The organism is Mesorhizobium sp. CNPSo 4689 (assembly GCF_057784325.1).
Map to the genome: position 1 here is coordinate 172,793 of NZ_JBWLUZ010000001.1, position 14,004 is coordinate 186,796.

The 14,004-nt window shown below is 64.2% G+C and carries 13 protein-coding genes; 8 read left to right on the forward strand and 5 right to left on the reverse strand.

Features of this window, described 5'->3' with window-relative positions; translation table 11 throughout:
• The first annotated feature begins 6 nt into the window (after nt 1–6).
• From rpe to AC04SI_RS00820, 3 genes are all read left to right on the forward strand, one after another.
• Nucleotides 7–684 (forward strand): ribulose-phosphate 3-epimerase, encoded by a 678-nt coding sequence (gene rpe / locus AC04SI_RS00810; RefSeq protein WP_006202308.1) that lies wholly within the window; start codon nt 7–9, stop codon nt 682–684.
• Between the two features lie 341 nt (nt 685–1,025).
• Nucleotides 1,026–1,766 (forward strand): GntR family transcriptional regulator, encoded by a 741-nt coding sequence (locus AC04SI_RS00815; protein WP_404274891.1) that lies wholly within the window; start codon nt 1,026–1,028, stop codon nt 1,764–1,766.
• Between the two features lie 63 nt (nt 1,767–1,829).
• Entirely contained in the window at nt 1,830–3,359 is a 1,530-nt protein-coding gene (locus AC04SI_RS00820) for a malonate--CoA ligase (RefSeq protein WP_488473794.1), read from the forward strand.
• A 35-nt stretch (nt 3,360–3,394) separates the two neighbouring features.
• On the opposite strand, the gene AC04SI_RS00825 is transcribed toward AC04SI_RS00820, so the two are convergent.
• The 5 genes from AC04SI_RS00825 to AC04SI_RS00845 all read right to left on the reverse strand — a co-directional run bounded on the left by AC04SI_RS00825 (nt 3,395) and on the right by AC04SI_RS00845 (nt 8,509).
• On the reverse strand, nt 3,395–4,507 hold the full coding sequence (locus tag AC04SI_RS00825) for an NAD(P)/FAD-dependent oxidoreductase (protein WP_488473795.1): 1,113 nt from the start codon (nt 4,505–4,507) through the stop codon (nt 3,395–3,397).
• A 141-nt stretch (nt 4,508–4,648) separates the two neighbouring features.
• A complete protein-coding gene (gene nagA / locus AC04SI_RS00830; protein ID WP_404274897.1) occupies nt 4,649–5,821 on the reverse strand; it encodes an N-acetylglucosamine-6-phosphate deacetylase in 1,173 nt (390 codons plus the stop codon).
• On the reverse strand, nt 5,818–6,855 hold the full coding sequence (locus AC04SI_RS00835; RefSeq protein WP_404274898.1) for an SIS domain-containing protein: 1,038 nt from the start codon (nt 6,853–6,855) through the stop codon (nt 5,818–5,820). The genes nagA and AC04SI_RS00835 overlap by 4 nt, the downstream gene beginning before the upstream one ends.
• Nucleotides 6,852–7,631, reverse strand: coding sequence for a GntR family transcriptional regulator (locus AC04SI_RS00840; protein WP_006202301.1), 780 nt, complete (start codon nt 7,629–7,631; stop codon nt 6,852–6,854). Before AC04SI_RS00840 ends, AC04SI_RS00835 begins: the two co-directional genes overlap by 4 nt.
• Nucleotides 7,628–8,509 (reverse strand): glucosamine kinase nucleotide-binding domain-containing protein, encoded by an 882-nt coding sequence (locus AC04SI_RS00845; RefSeq protein WP_404274900.1) that lies wholly within the window; start codon nt 8,507–8,509, stop codon nt 7,628–7,630. Before AC04SI_RS00845 ends, AC04SI_RS00840 begins: the two co-directional genes overlap by 4 nt.
• Before the next feature lie 199 nt (nt 8,510–8,708).
• Between AC04SI_RS00845 and AC04SI_RS00850 the strand changes: the two genes are divergently transcribed.
• The 5 genes from AC04SI_RS00850 (at nt 8,709) to AC04SI_RS00870 (ending at nt 13,990) form a co-directional block, all read left to right on the forward strand.
• Nucleotides 8,709–9,668, forward strand: coding sequence for an N-acetylmuramic acid 6-phosphate etherase (locus tag AC04SI_RS00850; RefSeq protein ID WP_404274902.1), 960 nt, complete (start codon nt 8,709–8,711; stop codon nt 9,666–9,668).
• Between the two features lie 2 nt (nt 9,669–9,670).
• Nucleotides 9,671–10,930 carry an ABC transporter substrate-binding protein gene (locus AC04SI_RS00855; RefSeq protein WP_488473796.1) on the forward strand — a complete coding sequence of 420 codons (1,260 nt, stop codon included), beginning with the start codon at nt 9,671–9,673 and terminating at the stop codon, nt 10,928–10,930.
• Nucleotides 10,931–11,151: 221 nt separating this feature from the next.
• Nucleotides 11,152–12,081 carry a carbohydrate ABC transporter permease gene (locus AC04SI_RS00860; protein ID WP_404274905.1) on the forward strand — a complete coding sequence of 310 codons (930 nt, stop codon included), beginning with the start codon at nt 11,152–11,154 and terminating at the stop codon, nt 12,079–12,081.
• An 11-nt stretch (nt 12,082–12,092) separates the two neighbouring features.
• Complete coding sequence (locus AC04SI_RS00865; protein WP_404274906.1) at nt 12,093–12,932, forward strand: carbohydrate ABC transporter permease; 840 nt, start codon at nt 12,093–12,095, stop codon at nt 12,930–12,932.
• Entirely contained in the window at nt 12,929–13,990 is a 1,062-nt protein-coding gene (locus AC04SI_RS00870) for a Gfo/Idh/MocA family protein (protein WP_404274907.1), read from the forward strand. Before AC04SI_RS00865 ends, AC04SI_RS00870 begins: the two co-directional genes overlap by 4 nt.
• Nucleotides 13,991–14,004 lie beyond the last annotated feature (14 nt).

Here is a 14,004-nt window from a genome sequence, read left to right on the forward strand (position 1 = left end):
GCGGACATGGCTCAAAAGACCCTGATCGCGCCATCGGTGCTGGCGTCGGATTTCTCGAAGCTCGGCGACGAGGTCGAGGCCGTCGCGGCGGCCGGCGCCGACTGGATCCATCTCGACGTGATGGACGGCCATTTCGTGCCCAACATCACCTTCGGCCCGCCGGTGGTCAAGGCGATCCGCAACCGCACCAAGGCCTTTTTCGACTGCCATCTGATGATCGCGCCGGCCGACCCCTATCTGGCCGCCTTCGCCGAGGCCGGCTGCGACGGCATAACGGTGCATGCCGAGGCCGGACCGCATCTCGACCGCTCGCTGCAGACCATCAGGAACCTCGGCAAGAAGGCCGGCGTGTCGCTCAATCCGGCGACGCCGGAAAGCGCAATCGAATATGTGCTCGACCGGCTCGACCTGATCCTGATCATGACCGTCAATCCGGGTTTTGGCGGCCAGGCCTTCATTCCGGCCGTTGTCGACAAGGTGAAGCGGGTCAAGGCGATGATCGGCAAGCGGCCGATCCGGATCGAGATCGACGGCGGCGTCTCGCCGGAGACGGCGCCCCTGGTCACCGCTGCCGGCGCCGACGTGCTGGTCGCGGGCGCGGCCATCTTCAAGGGCGGCAGCGTCGAAGCCTATCGGGCAAACATCGAGGCGATCAGGACGGCAGCGGACCGCGCCGCCATCTGAAATCGATTGCAGCAAGATTCGACAGCTTCAGCCGGTCCTGACGATGAAACCCGAAATGCTAGGCCAGGCACGGGCTTGGTCGCCAAACTTCCGATTGTAACGGCAAAGGAAACGCGCCAAACGCCTCTTGTTCGGTGTGCGCGGGTTTCTTCGGGACAAAGAGATTTTCCTGACAATAGTTACATTGGCGGATGGGGTACTGCCATCTCTCCTCTTTAAGTCGAATACCGCCATCTTCTGCTTGAGCGTCGAAAGCAGGGCGCGGTATATTACGCGTACGGGATCAATGCTGCTTTGACACAAGAATCCACAACGGGCCCAAGCAGGCAACAGGAGCTATATTGACATACGGAACCGCCGATCTGGGCGATGAAGGGGCCGGACCCAAGAGCACCCTCGCCAGCACGGTCTATCATCAGCTACGCGACGATCTTCTGCGCGGCGTGCTCGAAACCGAAAGCAAGCTTCGGGTCGAGTGGGTGGTTTCGCGGTATGGCGCAGGGGCTTCGCCCGTGCGCGAAGCTCTCAACCGTCTCGCCTCGGAAGGTCTGCTTGGCCGCCACGACCAGCGCGGCTTCTTCCTCATGCCTGTCAGCGCCGAGGAACTGGAGGAGTTGACCCGCACGCGCTGCTGGCTGGAAGAGCGGGGGCTGCGCGAATCGATCGCCCACCGCACGCCGGAATGGGAAGAGCAGCTCGTGCTGGCGCTGCATCGCCTGGCGCGCGCCCCGCGCCGCCTGCCGGACGAGCCCTCGTCGAACAATCCGGACTGGGAAAAGCTGCATCGCTCCTTCCATCGAGCGCTGATTGCAGCCTGCCGGTCGCACTGGCTGGTCGGGTTCTGCGACCAGCTTTCCGATCAAGCCTCCCGCTACCGGCTGATGTCGCAGGTCAGCCCGGCAATCGAACGCGACGATCTCGGCGAGCATCGCCTGATCGGCGAGCGCACGCTGGATGGCGACGCCGACGGCGCGGTCGAAGCCCTGCTCAGCCACTACCGCCTGACGGCGGCCATGTGCATGGAGCGCTTTGCCCAGGACGAACAGGCCAAGGCCGGCAAGGCATCGCGCGGCCGTAAATAGCTTCTCGTCCCGCGCCAAAAATCTGATATTTGCGCTGCTGCAGACGCCATATCAGGGAAAACCATGAGCAATCACCTGTTCGACGCTTTCCGCGCCCGCATGCCCGCGCCCGGGCGGCGGCTGATGGCGACGGATGACGGGCGCTCCATCACCTATGGCGACATGCTGGCCCAGTCGGCGCAGCTGGCGCATGCTCTGGTCCAATTCGGCGCCAGACCGGGCGACCGCGTCGCCGTCCAGGTCGAGAAGAGCCCGGAGGCCATTTTTCTCTACCTTGCCTGCCTGCGCGCCGGTGCCGCCTTCCTGCCGCTCAACACCGCCTACACGCTGGCGGAGCTCGGCTATTTCTTCGGCGATGCCGAACCGCGGCTGGTCGTCTGCGATCCCGCGAAGGCAGCCGATATCGGGCCTCTGGCTGAGAGATCGGGCGCCGCCGTAGCCACGCTTTGCAGCAAGGGCGAAGGTTCACTGACCGAGAGTGCTTCACACCAGCCAAAGGAATTCCACGATGTTGCGCGCGAGCCCGACGATCTGGCGGCTATTCTCTACACGTCAGGCACGACCGGCCGCTCGAAGGGCGCCATGCTCAGCCACGATAACCTTGCCTCGAATGCGCGGGTGCTGGTCGAGCATTGGCGTTTCACCACCGACGACGTGCTGATCCATGCGCTGCCGATTTTCCATACGCACGGCCTGTTCGTCGCCACCAACGTCATCCTGATGGCCGGCGCCTCGATGCTGTTCGAGCAGAAATTCGACGCAGGCCGCATCGTCTCGCTGCTGCCCGGCGCCACGGCGCTGATGGGCGTACCGACCTTCTACGTCAGGCTTTTGCAGCAGGCGGGCCTGGACGGCCAGGCGGCGAAAAACATCCGCCTGTTCATATCCGGGTCGGCGCCGCTTCTGGCCGAGACGCATGCGGCCTGGCGCGAGCGCACCGGCCACGCCATCCTCGAGCGCTACGGCATGACCGAGACCAACATGAACACCTCGAACCCCTATGATGGCGAGCGCCGCGCCGGCACGGTCGGCTTTCCCCTGCCGGGCGTTTCGCTGCGCATCGCCGATCCCGACAGTGGCCGCACACTTTCCCAGGGCGAGGTCGGCATGATCGAGGTCAAGGGTCCGAATGTCTTTGCCGGCTATTGGCGCATGCCGGAGAAGACCAAGGCCGAATTCCGCGACGACGGCTTCTTCATCACCGGCGATCTCGGCCTAGTCGATGCCGATGGCTATGTGCACATCGTCGGGCGCGGCAAGGACCTGATCATTTCCGGCGGCTACAACATCTATCCGAAGGAGATCGAGAGCGAGATCGACGCGCTTGTCGGGGTCAGCGAAAGTGCCGTGATCGGCATTGCCCATCCGGATTTCGGCGAAGGCGTCACGGCGGTCGTGGTGCGGGCACCAGCGTCTGATATCGGCGCCGCCGATATTATCGCGGCGATCGGTGCACGGCTCGCCAAGTACAAACACCCCAAGCGGGTGATCTTCGTCGACGAATTGCCGCGCAACACCATGGGCAAGGTGCAGAAGAATCTTTTACGCGAAACCTACAAGGACATTTTCGCGCCAGCGAAAGCCGGCTCATGAGCTGAATTCGGCCCTGGCATCGAAGCCTGCGCGGGTCAGTTCGGATACAACAGCCCAAAAACATGCTCGGCGATGGCGAGGCTCGAGGTCAGGCCGGGGCTCTCGATGCCGAACAGATTGACGATGGGGCCGGCGCCATGGTCGGCCGGGCCTTGCAGCAGGAAATCGGCGGCCGGCTGGCCCGGACCGGAGAGTTTCGGCCTGACACCGGCATAGGCTGGCAGCAGGGTGTCGTCCGCAAGACCCGGCCAGTAACGCCTGATTTCGCCGTAGAAGGAATCGGCCCGGCCGGGATCGACCGTATAGTCGACATGGTCGATCCATTCGACATCGGGTCCAAAGCGCGCACTGCCGCCGAGATCGAGCGTCAGATGGACGCCAAGGCCGCCGTCGACCGGGACCGGATAGATCAGCCGCGAGAAGGGTGAACGGCCCGAAAGCGCAAAGTAGTTGCCGCGCGCCAGCCATTGCTTGGGAATGAGGCGTTGCGGGAAACCTTCGATGCGCCCGGCCAAGGCCTGCGCGTCAAGGCCTGCGGCGTTGACGAAGGCGCCGGCCTTCAATTCGAACGGCTCACCACTGGTGTCGAGCGTACGGATTTGCACCCCATCGGCACCAGTGACTGCCGCGGCAACCGTGGTCAGGAAAACGAAGGAAGCGCCGGCGGCTTCCGCGTCGCCGCGCAGGGACAGCATCAGCGCGTGGCTGTCGACGATGCCGGTCGAGGGCGACAGCAACGCGCCGGCGCAGGTCAGATGGGGCTCGAGGCTTTCCGCCTCTGCGCGTGTCAGCAATTCGAGATCGGCAACCCCGCTGCGTTGCGCGTTGGCCCGGACCGTCTGCAGCCTGTCGAGCTGCGCCGCTTCGACGGCAACGATCAGCTTGCCGGTGCGGGCATGGCCGATGTTGCGCTCGCGGCAATAGGCATAGAGCCTTTCGCGTCCTTCGACGCAGAGCCGGGCCTTCAGGCTTCCAGGCTTATAGTAGATGCCGGCGTGGATGACTTCCGAATTGCGCGAACTGGTCCCGGTGCCGATGTCTGCGGCCTTTTCGACCACCAGCACCTCGCGGCCGGACAAAGCGAGAGCGCGGGCGACGGCGAGGCCGACGACGCCCGCCCCGGCAACAACGCAATCGACTGTGTGCATCGGTAGGCTTTCAGCGCTAGAGCAATTCCAGGAAAAGTGCGAAACGGTTTTCCCGGGAAAAGCGCGTAGCGCTTTCCCTTGGAATTGCGTCGAAACAAACAGATAGAGCGGTTCTGCGTTTCCGTGAAACGGTGAACCGCTCTAAGTGGCGCTGCTGTCCGTAAACACTTTCGCGCCGTCGATCCAGACGCCCTTGACGTTCAGATCGTCCGACAAGGCGACGATATCGGCCGCGGTGCCGTTGGCGAAACGGCCGAGCCGGTGCGACTGGCCGATCGCCTGCGCCGGATAGAGCGAGGCCATGCGCAACGCCTCCGACAGCTCCAGCCCGACGACACGGTGGACGTATCGAACCGCCGAGATCATGTCGAGATCGGCACCCGCAAGCGTTCCGTCGGCCAGCCGCAGGCTGCCGTCCTTGCGGTAGATGGTGCGGCCGTTCAGCGTGAACGACGTCATGTCGGTGCCGATCGTCGCCATCGCGTCGGTGACTAGCACGATCTTGCCCGGCCCCTGCTTGGCGCGCAGAGCGATCGCCATGGTGGCGGGATCGACATGGATGCCGTCGGCGATGATGCCGGCAAACAATGTGCCGGTGTCGATGGCGGCACCCGCCAGCCCCGGCTCACGGTTGCCGATCTGGCTCATCGCGTTGAACAAATGGGTGACCACCGTCGCGCCGGCAGCGGCGAAGGCGCTCGCCGTGGCGTAGCCGGTGTCGGAGTGGCCGAGGCTGACGACAATGCCGGCCTTGGCCAGCGCAGTGACGCGCGTAGGCTCGACGGATTCAGGCGCGATCGTAGTCAATAGCACCGGCAGACTTTCGCGCGCAGCGATCAGCCCTGCCTGATCCGCGTCGGTCATCGGCCGGATCAGCGCCGGGTCATGCGCACCCTTGCGGGCAACAGACAGATGCGGACCTTCGAGATGCAGGCCCAAAAAGCCCGGCAGCTTCTGCCGCGCGGCCGCGGCACCTGCGGCAACTGCCGCGGCGGTGATGGCGGGCGTGTCGGTGATCAAAGTCGGCAACAGGGCTGTCGTGCCGAAAGGCGCATGCGCCCGGCAGATGGTCTCGATCGAGGCGACATCGGGATGGTCGTTGAGCATGACGCCGCCGCCGCCATTGACCTGCAAATCGACGAAGCCCGGCGCAAGCAGCCCGCCGCCGGTCTCGACTTTGATGACGTCGGACGGAATGGCACCGGCAGGCACGATGGCCTCGACCAGACCGCCCTGCACGACAAGGGCGGCATCCTCGTGCCAGTCGGCGCCGTCAAAGATGCGGGCGCCAGTCAGGGCAAAACGGTCGCTCATACGGTTTCCGTCACTTTGCGCAGATTGCGCGGCGTGTCCGGATCGAGGCCACGATGACGGGCAAAGGCCTCGACGAACATGTAGAAGGAGACGATCAGAGCCAGCGGATCGGTCAGGGGATGGCCGGTGGCGACATGCGGCAGGCGCGTAGCGCGGTTGGCAAGCGCCGAGGTGACGAACACCGGTGCCCCCTTGCCCGCCAGGCTATCGGCGGCCTCGGCCACCGAAGGCTCCGAGGCATCGCGGGCGGCGAGCGCCAGCACCGGGAAGCCCGGTCCGACCAGCGCCAGCGGGCCATGCATGACTTCGGCCGCACTATAGGCCTCGGCATGCATGCCGCAGGTCTCTTTGAATTTCAGCGCCGCCTCGTTGGCCATCGCCGCGGACGGGCCGCGGCCGAGGATGAACAGCGACTTCTGCTTCTCGATCGTCTCGGCCAGCGCGGTCATCCAGTCGCAGGCGATGGCCTTGCGGAAATGCTCGGGCAAGCGGGCGAGTGCTGCCAGCAGCGCATCGTCGCCGGTGGAATGCGCCATCAAGGCGAGACCGGCAACGGCGGAATTGATGAAGGTCTTGGTCGCAGCGACACTGCACTCGGGTCCGGCGAGGATGTCGATCGCATAGTCCGAGGCGCGCGCCAGCGGCGAATCGGCGGTGTTGGTGATGGCGACGGTCAGCGAACCGCCGGCCCGTGCCGCCTGCGCCATGGCGACGATGTCGGGGCTCTTGCCCGACTGCGAGATCGCTAGGCAGGCCGAACCGGCAAGCCTGAGCTTGGCGCCATAGATAGAGGCGATCGACGGGCCCACGGAAGCGACCGCAAGGCCGGCGGTCAGTTCGACGGCATATTTCATGAAGGTGGCGGCATGGTCGGACGAACCGCGCGCCACTGTGACGACGAAGCTCGGATCGCGCTCCCGAATGCCGCGCCCGGCTTCGGTCAGCACCGCCGCCGAGCCGTCGAGCAGTCGGGCGGTGGCTTCCGGGATCTCCTCGATCTCGCGTCGCATATGGGTGGTTGATGTTGTGCTCATGGCCGGCCCTCTTCGCCCGGCCCGCTCAGCCGGAGTTCGGCGACGAAATCATAGGCGTCGCCCCTGTAGATGGAGCGGGTGAATTCGATCACCTTGCCGCTCGCCAGATAGGAAATACGTTCAATGTGCAGTCCGGCAATGCCTGGCGGCACTTCGAGCAGGCGCGCGTCGCTGTCGCCGAGATTGGCGGCCGAGATGCGCTGCACCGCCCGCACCGGCCGATTGCCGGATGTTTCCAGCGCCGCGTAGAGCGACGAGCCGATTGCCTCCGGGTCGGGTAGCACGCTGGCCGACAGCGAGGCGCGCTCGATTGCCAGCGGCGTGTCGTTGGCAATGCGCAGGCGCGCCACGCGCGCCACAAGTTCGCTCGACGACAGGCCAAGCACCATCATCTCGTCGGGCGAGGGCGCATAGAGGCCGCGGTCGAGCCAGGCCGAACGCACCGCCATGCCGCGCCGCGCCATGTCCTCGGTGAACGAGGTCAGCCGCGACAGCGACTGCTCGACGCGCTCCATGCGCGGCGCGACGAAAGTGCCGGAGCCGTGGCGCTGGACGAGGATGCCGCCCTTGACCAGGTCCTGCACCGCCTTGCGCACGGTAACGCGCGAAATGTCGGCCTTGCTGGCGATGTCGCGTTCGGACGGCAGCGCGTCGCCGGGTCCGATCAACCCGCGGTTGACCGCGTCCTCGATGCTCTTCCTGAGCTGCAGATAGAGCGGGGCGCCGCTTTGCGACGACTCCTTCAGCATGGCGAAGATCTGGTCGGCCGCGTTCATCCGGCCGTCTCCGCGGCATTGGCGAAAATGCGCACCGCCATCTGCACCGCGCCACCCAGCGCATCGTCGAGCGGCGGCTTGAGCAGCGCCTGGTAGCGCGCCGACAGGCGCGGCGCATAGAGCGGCGCCAGCCCGCCGAGCAGGCAGAGCGGCGTACCGCTCGAGAGATCGAGCGCGCCGAGCGAGGCCTCGACATCGGCGATTGCCTTGTCGAGGATCCAGTTGGCGACGATGTCGCCCTTGGCGGCGTGATCGAAGACCTTGGGCGCGAAGCCGCCGAAATCGCCAGGCTTGGCGTTGGTGGTGAACTCGACCACGTCTTCCGGATTGTTGCGGAAGACCGCGAGCATGGCGTCTGTCAAGGGCGAGGCCGGTCGAATGCCATCATAGGCGAGCAGCGTTTGTTCGAGCAGGTCGCGGCCGATGCGCGCGCCGCTGCCCTGGTCGCCGACCTGGAAACCCCAGCCACCGATGGCGCGCGACCTGCCGTTCTTGCGCGCCATATACGCAGTGCCGGTGCCGAGGATGGCCATGGCGCCGTCGCCGGAGCCAACCGCGCCCTCCAGCGCGATCTCGGCATCGGTCTCGACGCGGCTTTGGCTGAACGGCAGGATCGCCTCGAGCTGCTGTCTGTAAGTGCCAACATTAGCGCCGGCGAGGCCGAGAATGGCGGGGGTCTGCGGGATCAGTTCCGGATTCTGTCCGGCAGCAATGAACGCCTGCCGGGCCGCCTCGACGATGTTGGTCCGGGCGCCGGTGAGGTCGGTGCGGATGTTGGCGGCGCCGCTCTTGGCGCGGCCGACGACCGTGCCACCCGCTGTCGCAAGGGCTACCCTGCAGCTGGTGCCGCCGCCATCGATGCCAAGCACGAAATTCACGCGATTTCTCCTCCAAGCGAATAATACCAATAAAATACCAATAGCCAAGAGTTAATTTCGGTTTCAAAAAGATTAAGACGTATTTTATTGAAAAATCTAGGTAATTTGCCGGCGAGTGAATTTTGCGGCTGCGATTTCGTTAATGCGTGTGGACAAGTGGTATTTTTTTGGTATTGTTTTGCGAGTTGGAGGGAATTGCATGGCCGAGAAGCGCACGGAAGCGCATCATCAGAACGCCGAGGGACTGGACATCCAGGCCCCGGACGCCATCCTTTCCTTCTTGGCCGACGCACAGATCGAGGCCGCCAGGGCCGTGCGCGGCGCCATTCCCGCCATCGCCAACGCTGCCGAGATCATCGCCGGCCGGCTGGCAGGCGGCGGCAAGCTTGCCTATGCGGCAGCCGGCAGCTCGGGCCTGATGGCAGTGGCCGATGCCCTGGAATTGCCGGGCACCTTCGGCATTGCGCGTGACCGCATCGCCATCCTGATCGCCGGCGGCGAAGAAGCCTTCAAGACACTGGCCGGCGGGCCGGAGGACGACACCGACGAAGCCTCGACTGCGGTTGCCAATGCCGATATCGGCGCGGGCGACTGCCTGATCGCCATTTCGGCCAGCGGCTCGACGCCCTATGCGGTCAGGGCGCTGGAGGATGCGCGCAGCCGCGGTGCCGCGACCGTCGCCATCGCCAACAACAAGGACACGCCGCTGCTCAAGCTGGCCGATGTCGCCATCCTGCTCGAGACGCCGCCAGAGCTGATTGCCGGCTCGACCCGCATGGGCGCCGGCACCGCGCAGAAGATCGCGCTCAACATGCTGTCGACGCTCACCGCCATTCATCTCGGCCATGTCCATGACGGCTACATGGTCAATCTCACCGCCGACAACATCAAGCTGCGCGATCGCGCGGCACGCATCGTCGCCGCCATCAGCGGGCGCGGCAGGGACGATGCGGCGCGCCTGCTCGAAATGAGCGGCGGCGTTGTCAAGACAGCCATTCTGCTCGCCGCCGGCGCCGCCAACGCCGATGCGGCCGAGAAGATACTGGAAAGAACGGGCCACAAGCTGCGGCCGGCGCTTTCCGCGATCGAGGGGAGCAAGGGGCCGCAAGCCTCTGTTCTCATCAAAACCGAACCTGAAAAAGGTCAACAGGGAGACTGAGCATGACAACGAAACTACTGACGGCCCTTCTTCTCGGCACCAGCATTCTCGGCACCGCCGGGGTGGCTTATGCCGACGACGTAACGCTCAACATCGAAAGCTGGCGCGGCGACGACCTTGCCATCTGGAAGGACAAGCTGATCCCGGCCTTCGAAGCCAAGAACCCCGGCATCAAGGTGGTGTTCGCACCGTCTGCGCCGACCGAATATGACGCCGCACTCGGCGCCAAGCTCGCCGCCGGCTCGGCGGGCGACCTGATCACCTGCCGCCCGTTCGACAAGTCGCTTGAACTCTACAAGAAGGGCAACCTCGCCGATCTGTCGGCGCTGCCGGGCATGGAGAATTTCTCCCCCGTGGCCAAGGCCGCCTGGCAGACCGACGACGGCAAGGCGACATTCTGCGTGCCGATGGCCTCGGTCATCCACGGCTTCATCTACAACAAGGACGCCTTCGACAAGCTCGGCATCAAGGTGCCGGAGACTCGTGACGAATTCTTCGCCGCGCTCGACAAGATCAAGGCCGACGGCACCTACATCCCGATGGCGATGGGCACCAAGGATCTCTGGGAAGCAGCGACCATGGGCTACCAGAACATCGGCCCGAACTACTGGAAGGGCGAGGATGGCCGTACAGCGCTCATCAAGGGCGAGCAGAAGCTGACCGACAAGGACTGGGTGGCGCCGTATGAAGAACTTGCCAAGTGGAAGCCTTATCTTGGCGACGGCTTCGAGGCGCAGACCTACCCGGACAGCCAGAACCTGTTCACGCTCGGCCGCGCCGCCATCTACCCGGCCGGCTCGTGGGAAATCGCGCTGTTCAACACCCAGGCGCAGTTCAAGATGGGCGCCTTCCCGCCGCCGGTCGAGAAGGCCGGCGACACCTGCTACATCTCGGACCACACCGACATCGGCATCGGCCTGAATGCGGCCTCGAAGAATGCGGATGCGGCCAAGACCTTCCTGACCTGGGTCGCCTCGCCGGATTTCGCCACCATCTATGCCAATGCGTTGCCGGGCTTCTTCAGCCTGAACTCGGCGCCAGTGAAGATGGAAGACCCGCTGGCCCAGGAATTCGTCTCCTGGCGCGACAAGTGCAAGTCGACGATCCGCTCGACCTACCAGATCCTGGGCCGCGGTACGCCGAACCTCGAAAACGAGACCTGGGTTGAATCGGCCAACGTCATCAACGGCACCGACACGCCGGAAGCGGCCGCCAAGAAGCTGCAGGACGGTCTCGACAGCTGGTACAAGCCGGCAAAGTAAGAGCTCAGGCAACGGGCCGGCCGGGCACATGCCCGGCCGGCATTCGAAAAGCGTCTGTTTTGAGATTGCGATTGTCGGCCCTGCCTCTCAGCCTTACCCTCGCTTTGCGGGGAAGGCGAAGCTGACGTGTCGCAAGCCTCCATTCTTGGAGGCAGGCCGTGCATCGAGGCATCATCTAGCATCGCATCACCTGGAACCGAGAGACGGCGGGGACCGAACTCATGGCCGCACAAACACGACCCAAACGACCGTTCCGCTGGCACATCGGAATCTTCCTGGCGCCGGCGGTGCTGGTCTATACGGCGATCATGATCCTGCCGCTGGCCGGCACGCTGCAGCTGTCGCTGTTCCGCAACATCGAGCAGTCCCAGGTGTTCGTCGGGCTTGAGAACTTCCGCACCCTGTTCGGTAACCCCAACTGGTCCGTGGGCTTCTGGAATGCGCTGCGCAACAACGTCTGGTTCTTCATCATCCACATGCTGGTGCAGAACCCGATCGGCGTCCTGCTGGCGGCGCTGCTATCCAGTCCCAGGCTCAGGTTCTCCGCCTTCTACCGCACGGCGATCTTCGTGCCGACCATCCTGTCCTTCGTCATCGTCGGCTTCGCCTGGAAGCTGATCCTGTCGCCGCTGTGGGGCGTGGCGCCGCATATGCTCGACCTGATCGGCCTGAAAAGCCTGTTCACGCCGTGGCTCGGCAAGGAAGAATACGCGCTGACCGCGCTCAGCCTGATCTCGGTGTGGCAGTTCGTCGGCATCCCGATGATGCTGATCTATGCCGCCCTGCTGTCGATCCCCGATGAGGTGCTCGAGGCGGCCGAATGTGACGGCATCACCGGCATGTCGCAGTTCTGGAAGATCAAGCTGCCGCTGATTCTGCCGTCGATCGGCATCATCTCGATCCTGACCTTCGTCGGCAATTTCAACGCCTTCGACCTGATCTACACCGCGCAAGGCGCGCTGGCCGGACCGAACTATTCGACCGACATCCTCGGCACCTTCCTCTATCGCGCCTTCTTCGGCTTCCAGCTGCAAATCGGCGACCCCAACATGGGCGCGGCGATCGCCACCATGATGTTCCTGATCATCCTCGGCGGTGTCTGCATCTATCTCTTCCTCGTGCAGACGCGCCTGCGTCGCTACCAGTTCTGAGGGGGCGAGAAATGAGCACCGCAACCCGTTCGCTGCCCCGCACCATCGGCGCCCACGCGATCCTGCTGACCTATACGGCGATCGCGCTGTTCCCGGTGATCCTGGTCATCATGAATTCGTTTAAATCCCGCGCGGGCATCTTCGGCGCGCCGCTGACGCCGCCGACGCCGAAGACCTTCGACCTGATCGGCTACACCACGGTGATCGGCCAGGGCGACTTCGTTCACTATTTCCAGAACAGCCTCGTCGTCACCGTCGCTTCGCTGTTCTTCGTGCTGCTGTTCGGCGCCATGGCCGCCTTTGCACTGTCGGAATACCGCTTTCGTGGCAATACGCTGATGGGGCTTTATCTGGCGCTCGGCATCATGATCCCGATCCGCCTCGGCACCGTCGCCATCCTGCAATTGATGGTGGCGAGCGGGCTGGTCAACACGCTGACGGCGCTGATCCTAGTCTACACCGCGCAAGGCCTGCCGCTTGCCGTCTTCATCCTGTCGGAATTCATGAAGCAGGTGTCCGACGATTTGAAGAATGCCGGCCGCATCGACGGCCTGTCGGAATACACGATCTTCTTCCGGCTCGTGCTGCCGTTGGTCAGGCCATCGATGGCGACGGTCGCCGTCTTCACCATGATCCCGATCTGGAACGATTTGTGGTTCCCGTTGATCCTGGCGCCGTCGGAAGAGACCAAGACAGTAACGCTCGGTGCGCAGCTCTTCCTCGGCCAGTTCGTCACCAACTGGAACGCCATCCTGGCAGCCCTGTCGCTGGCGATCATGCCGGTGCTGATCCTCTACGTCATCTTCTCGCGGCAGCTGATCCGCGGCATCACGTCTGGAGCCGTCAAGTGAGTTCGCAAAAACCCCTTCGCGTTGTCGTCGCCGGCCTCGGCAATATGGGCCGCAGCCATGCGCTGGCCTATCACACCAATCCGGGTTTCGATATCGCGGCACTGGTCAACCGCTCCGACGTGCCGCTGCCGGAAGGGCTTGCCGGCTACGGCATCAGGCGCTCATTCGACGAGGCGCTGCGCGACGAAAAGCCAGATGTCGCCTGCATCGCCACCTATTCGGACAGCCATGCCGACTATGCGGTGCGGGCCATCGAGGCGGGTTGCCACGTCTTTGTCGAAAAGCCGCTGGCAACGACGGTCGCCGATGCCGAGCGTGTCGTCGCCGCCGCCAAGGCCAACGGCAAAAAGCTGGTGATCGGCTACATCCTTCGCCATCATCCGTCCTGGATCCGGCTGATCGCCGAGGCACGCAGGCTCGGTGGCCCCTACGTGTTCCGCATGAACCTCAACCAGCAATCCTCGGGCCATACCTGGGGCACGCACAAGCAGTTGATGCAGACGACCTCGCCAATCGTCGACTGCGGCGTGCACTATCTTGATGTGATGCTGCAGATCACCGACGCCAGGCCGGTCGAGGTGCGCGGCATGGGGGTGCGGTTGACCGAAGAGGTCGCGCCGATGATGTACAATTACGGCCATCTGCAGGTGCTGTTCGATGACGGCTCGGTCGGCTGGTACGAGGCCGGCTGGGGGCCGATGATTTCGGAGACCGCCTTTTTCGTGAAGGACGTCATCTCGCCGAACGGCTGCGTGTCGATCGTCATGAAAGAGGGCGTCAAATCCGATGACATCGACACCCACACCAAGACCTCGACCATCCGCCTGCACAATGCCGCGACCGGGCCGGACGGCAAGTTCGCCAGGCCCGACGAGATGCTGTCGATGGAAGGCGAGCCGGGCCACCAGGACCTGTGCGATCTCGAACAAGCCTTTGTGCTCAGAGCGATCCGCGAGGATCTCGATCTCAACAGGCATATGGACGACGCGGTCAAGTCGCTCGCCGTCTGCCTTGCCGCCGACGAGAGCGTGCGCAGCGGCGCCGCCGTCAAACTCTAAAAGCTAGGAACCAA

Coding starts and splice junctions, on each gene's coding strand:
- rpe (WP_006202308.1), top strand. CDS start 7: ATGGCTCAAAAGACCCTGATCGCGCCATCGGTGCTGGCGTCGGATTTC.
- AC04SI_RS00820 (WP_488473794.1), top strand. CDS start 1,830: ATGAGCAATCACCTGTTCGACGCTTTCCGCGCCCGCATGCCCGCGCCC.
- AC04SI_RS00825 (WP_488473795.1), bottom strand. CDS start 4,507: ATGCACACAGTCGATTGCGTTGTTGCCGGGGCGGGCGTCGTCGGCCTC.
- nagA (WP_404274897.1), bottom strand. CDS start 5,821: ATGAGCGACCGTTTTGCCCTGACTGGCGCCCGCATCTTTGACGGCGCC.
- AC04SI_RS00835 (WP_404274898.1), bottom strand. CDS start 6,855: ATGAGCACAACATCAACCACCCATATGCGACGCGAGATCGAGGAGATC.
- AC04SI_RS00840 (WP_006202301.1), bottom strand. CDS start 7,631: ATGAACGCGGCCGACCAGATCTTCGCCATGCTGAAGGAGTCGTCGCAA.
- AC04SI_RS00850 (WP_404274902.1), top strand. CDS start 8,709: ATGGCCGAGAAGCGCACGGAAGCGCATCATCAGAACGCCGAGGGACTG.
- AC04SI_RS00855 (WP_488473796.1), top strand. CDS start 9,671: ATGACAACGAAACTACTGACGGCCCTTCTTCTCGGCACCAGCATTCTC.
- AC04SI_RS00860 (WP_404274905.1), top strand. CDS start 11,152: ATGGCCGCACAAACACGACCCAAACGACCGTTCCGCTGGCACATCGGA.
- AC04SI_RS00865 (WP_404274906.1), top strand. CDS start 12,093: ATGAGCACCGCAACCCGTTCGCTGCCCCGCACCATCGGCGCCCACGCG.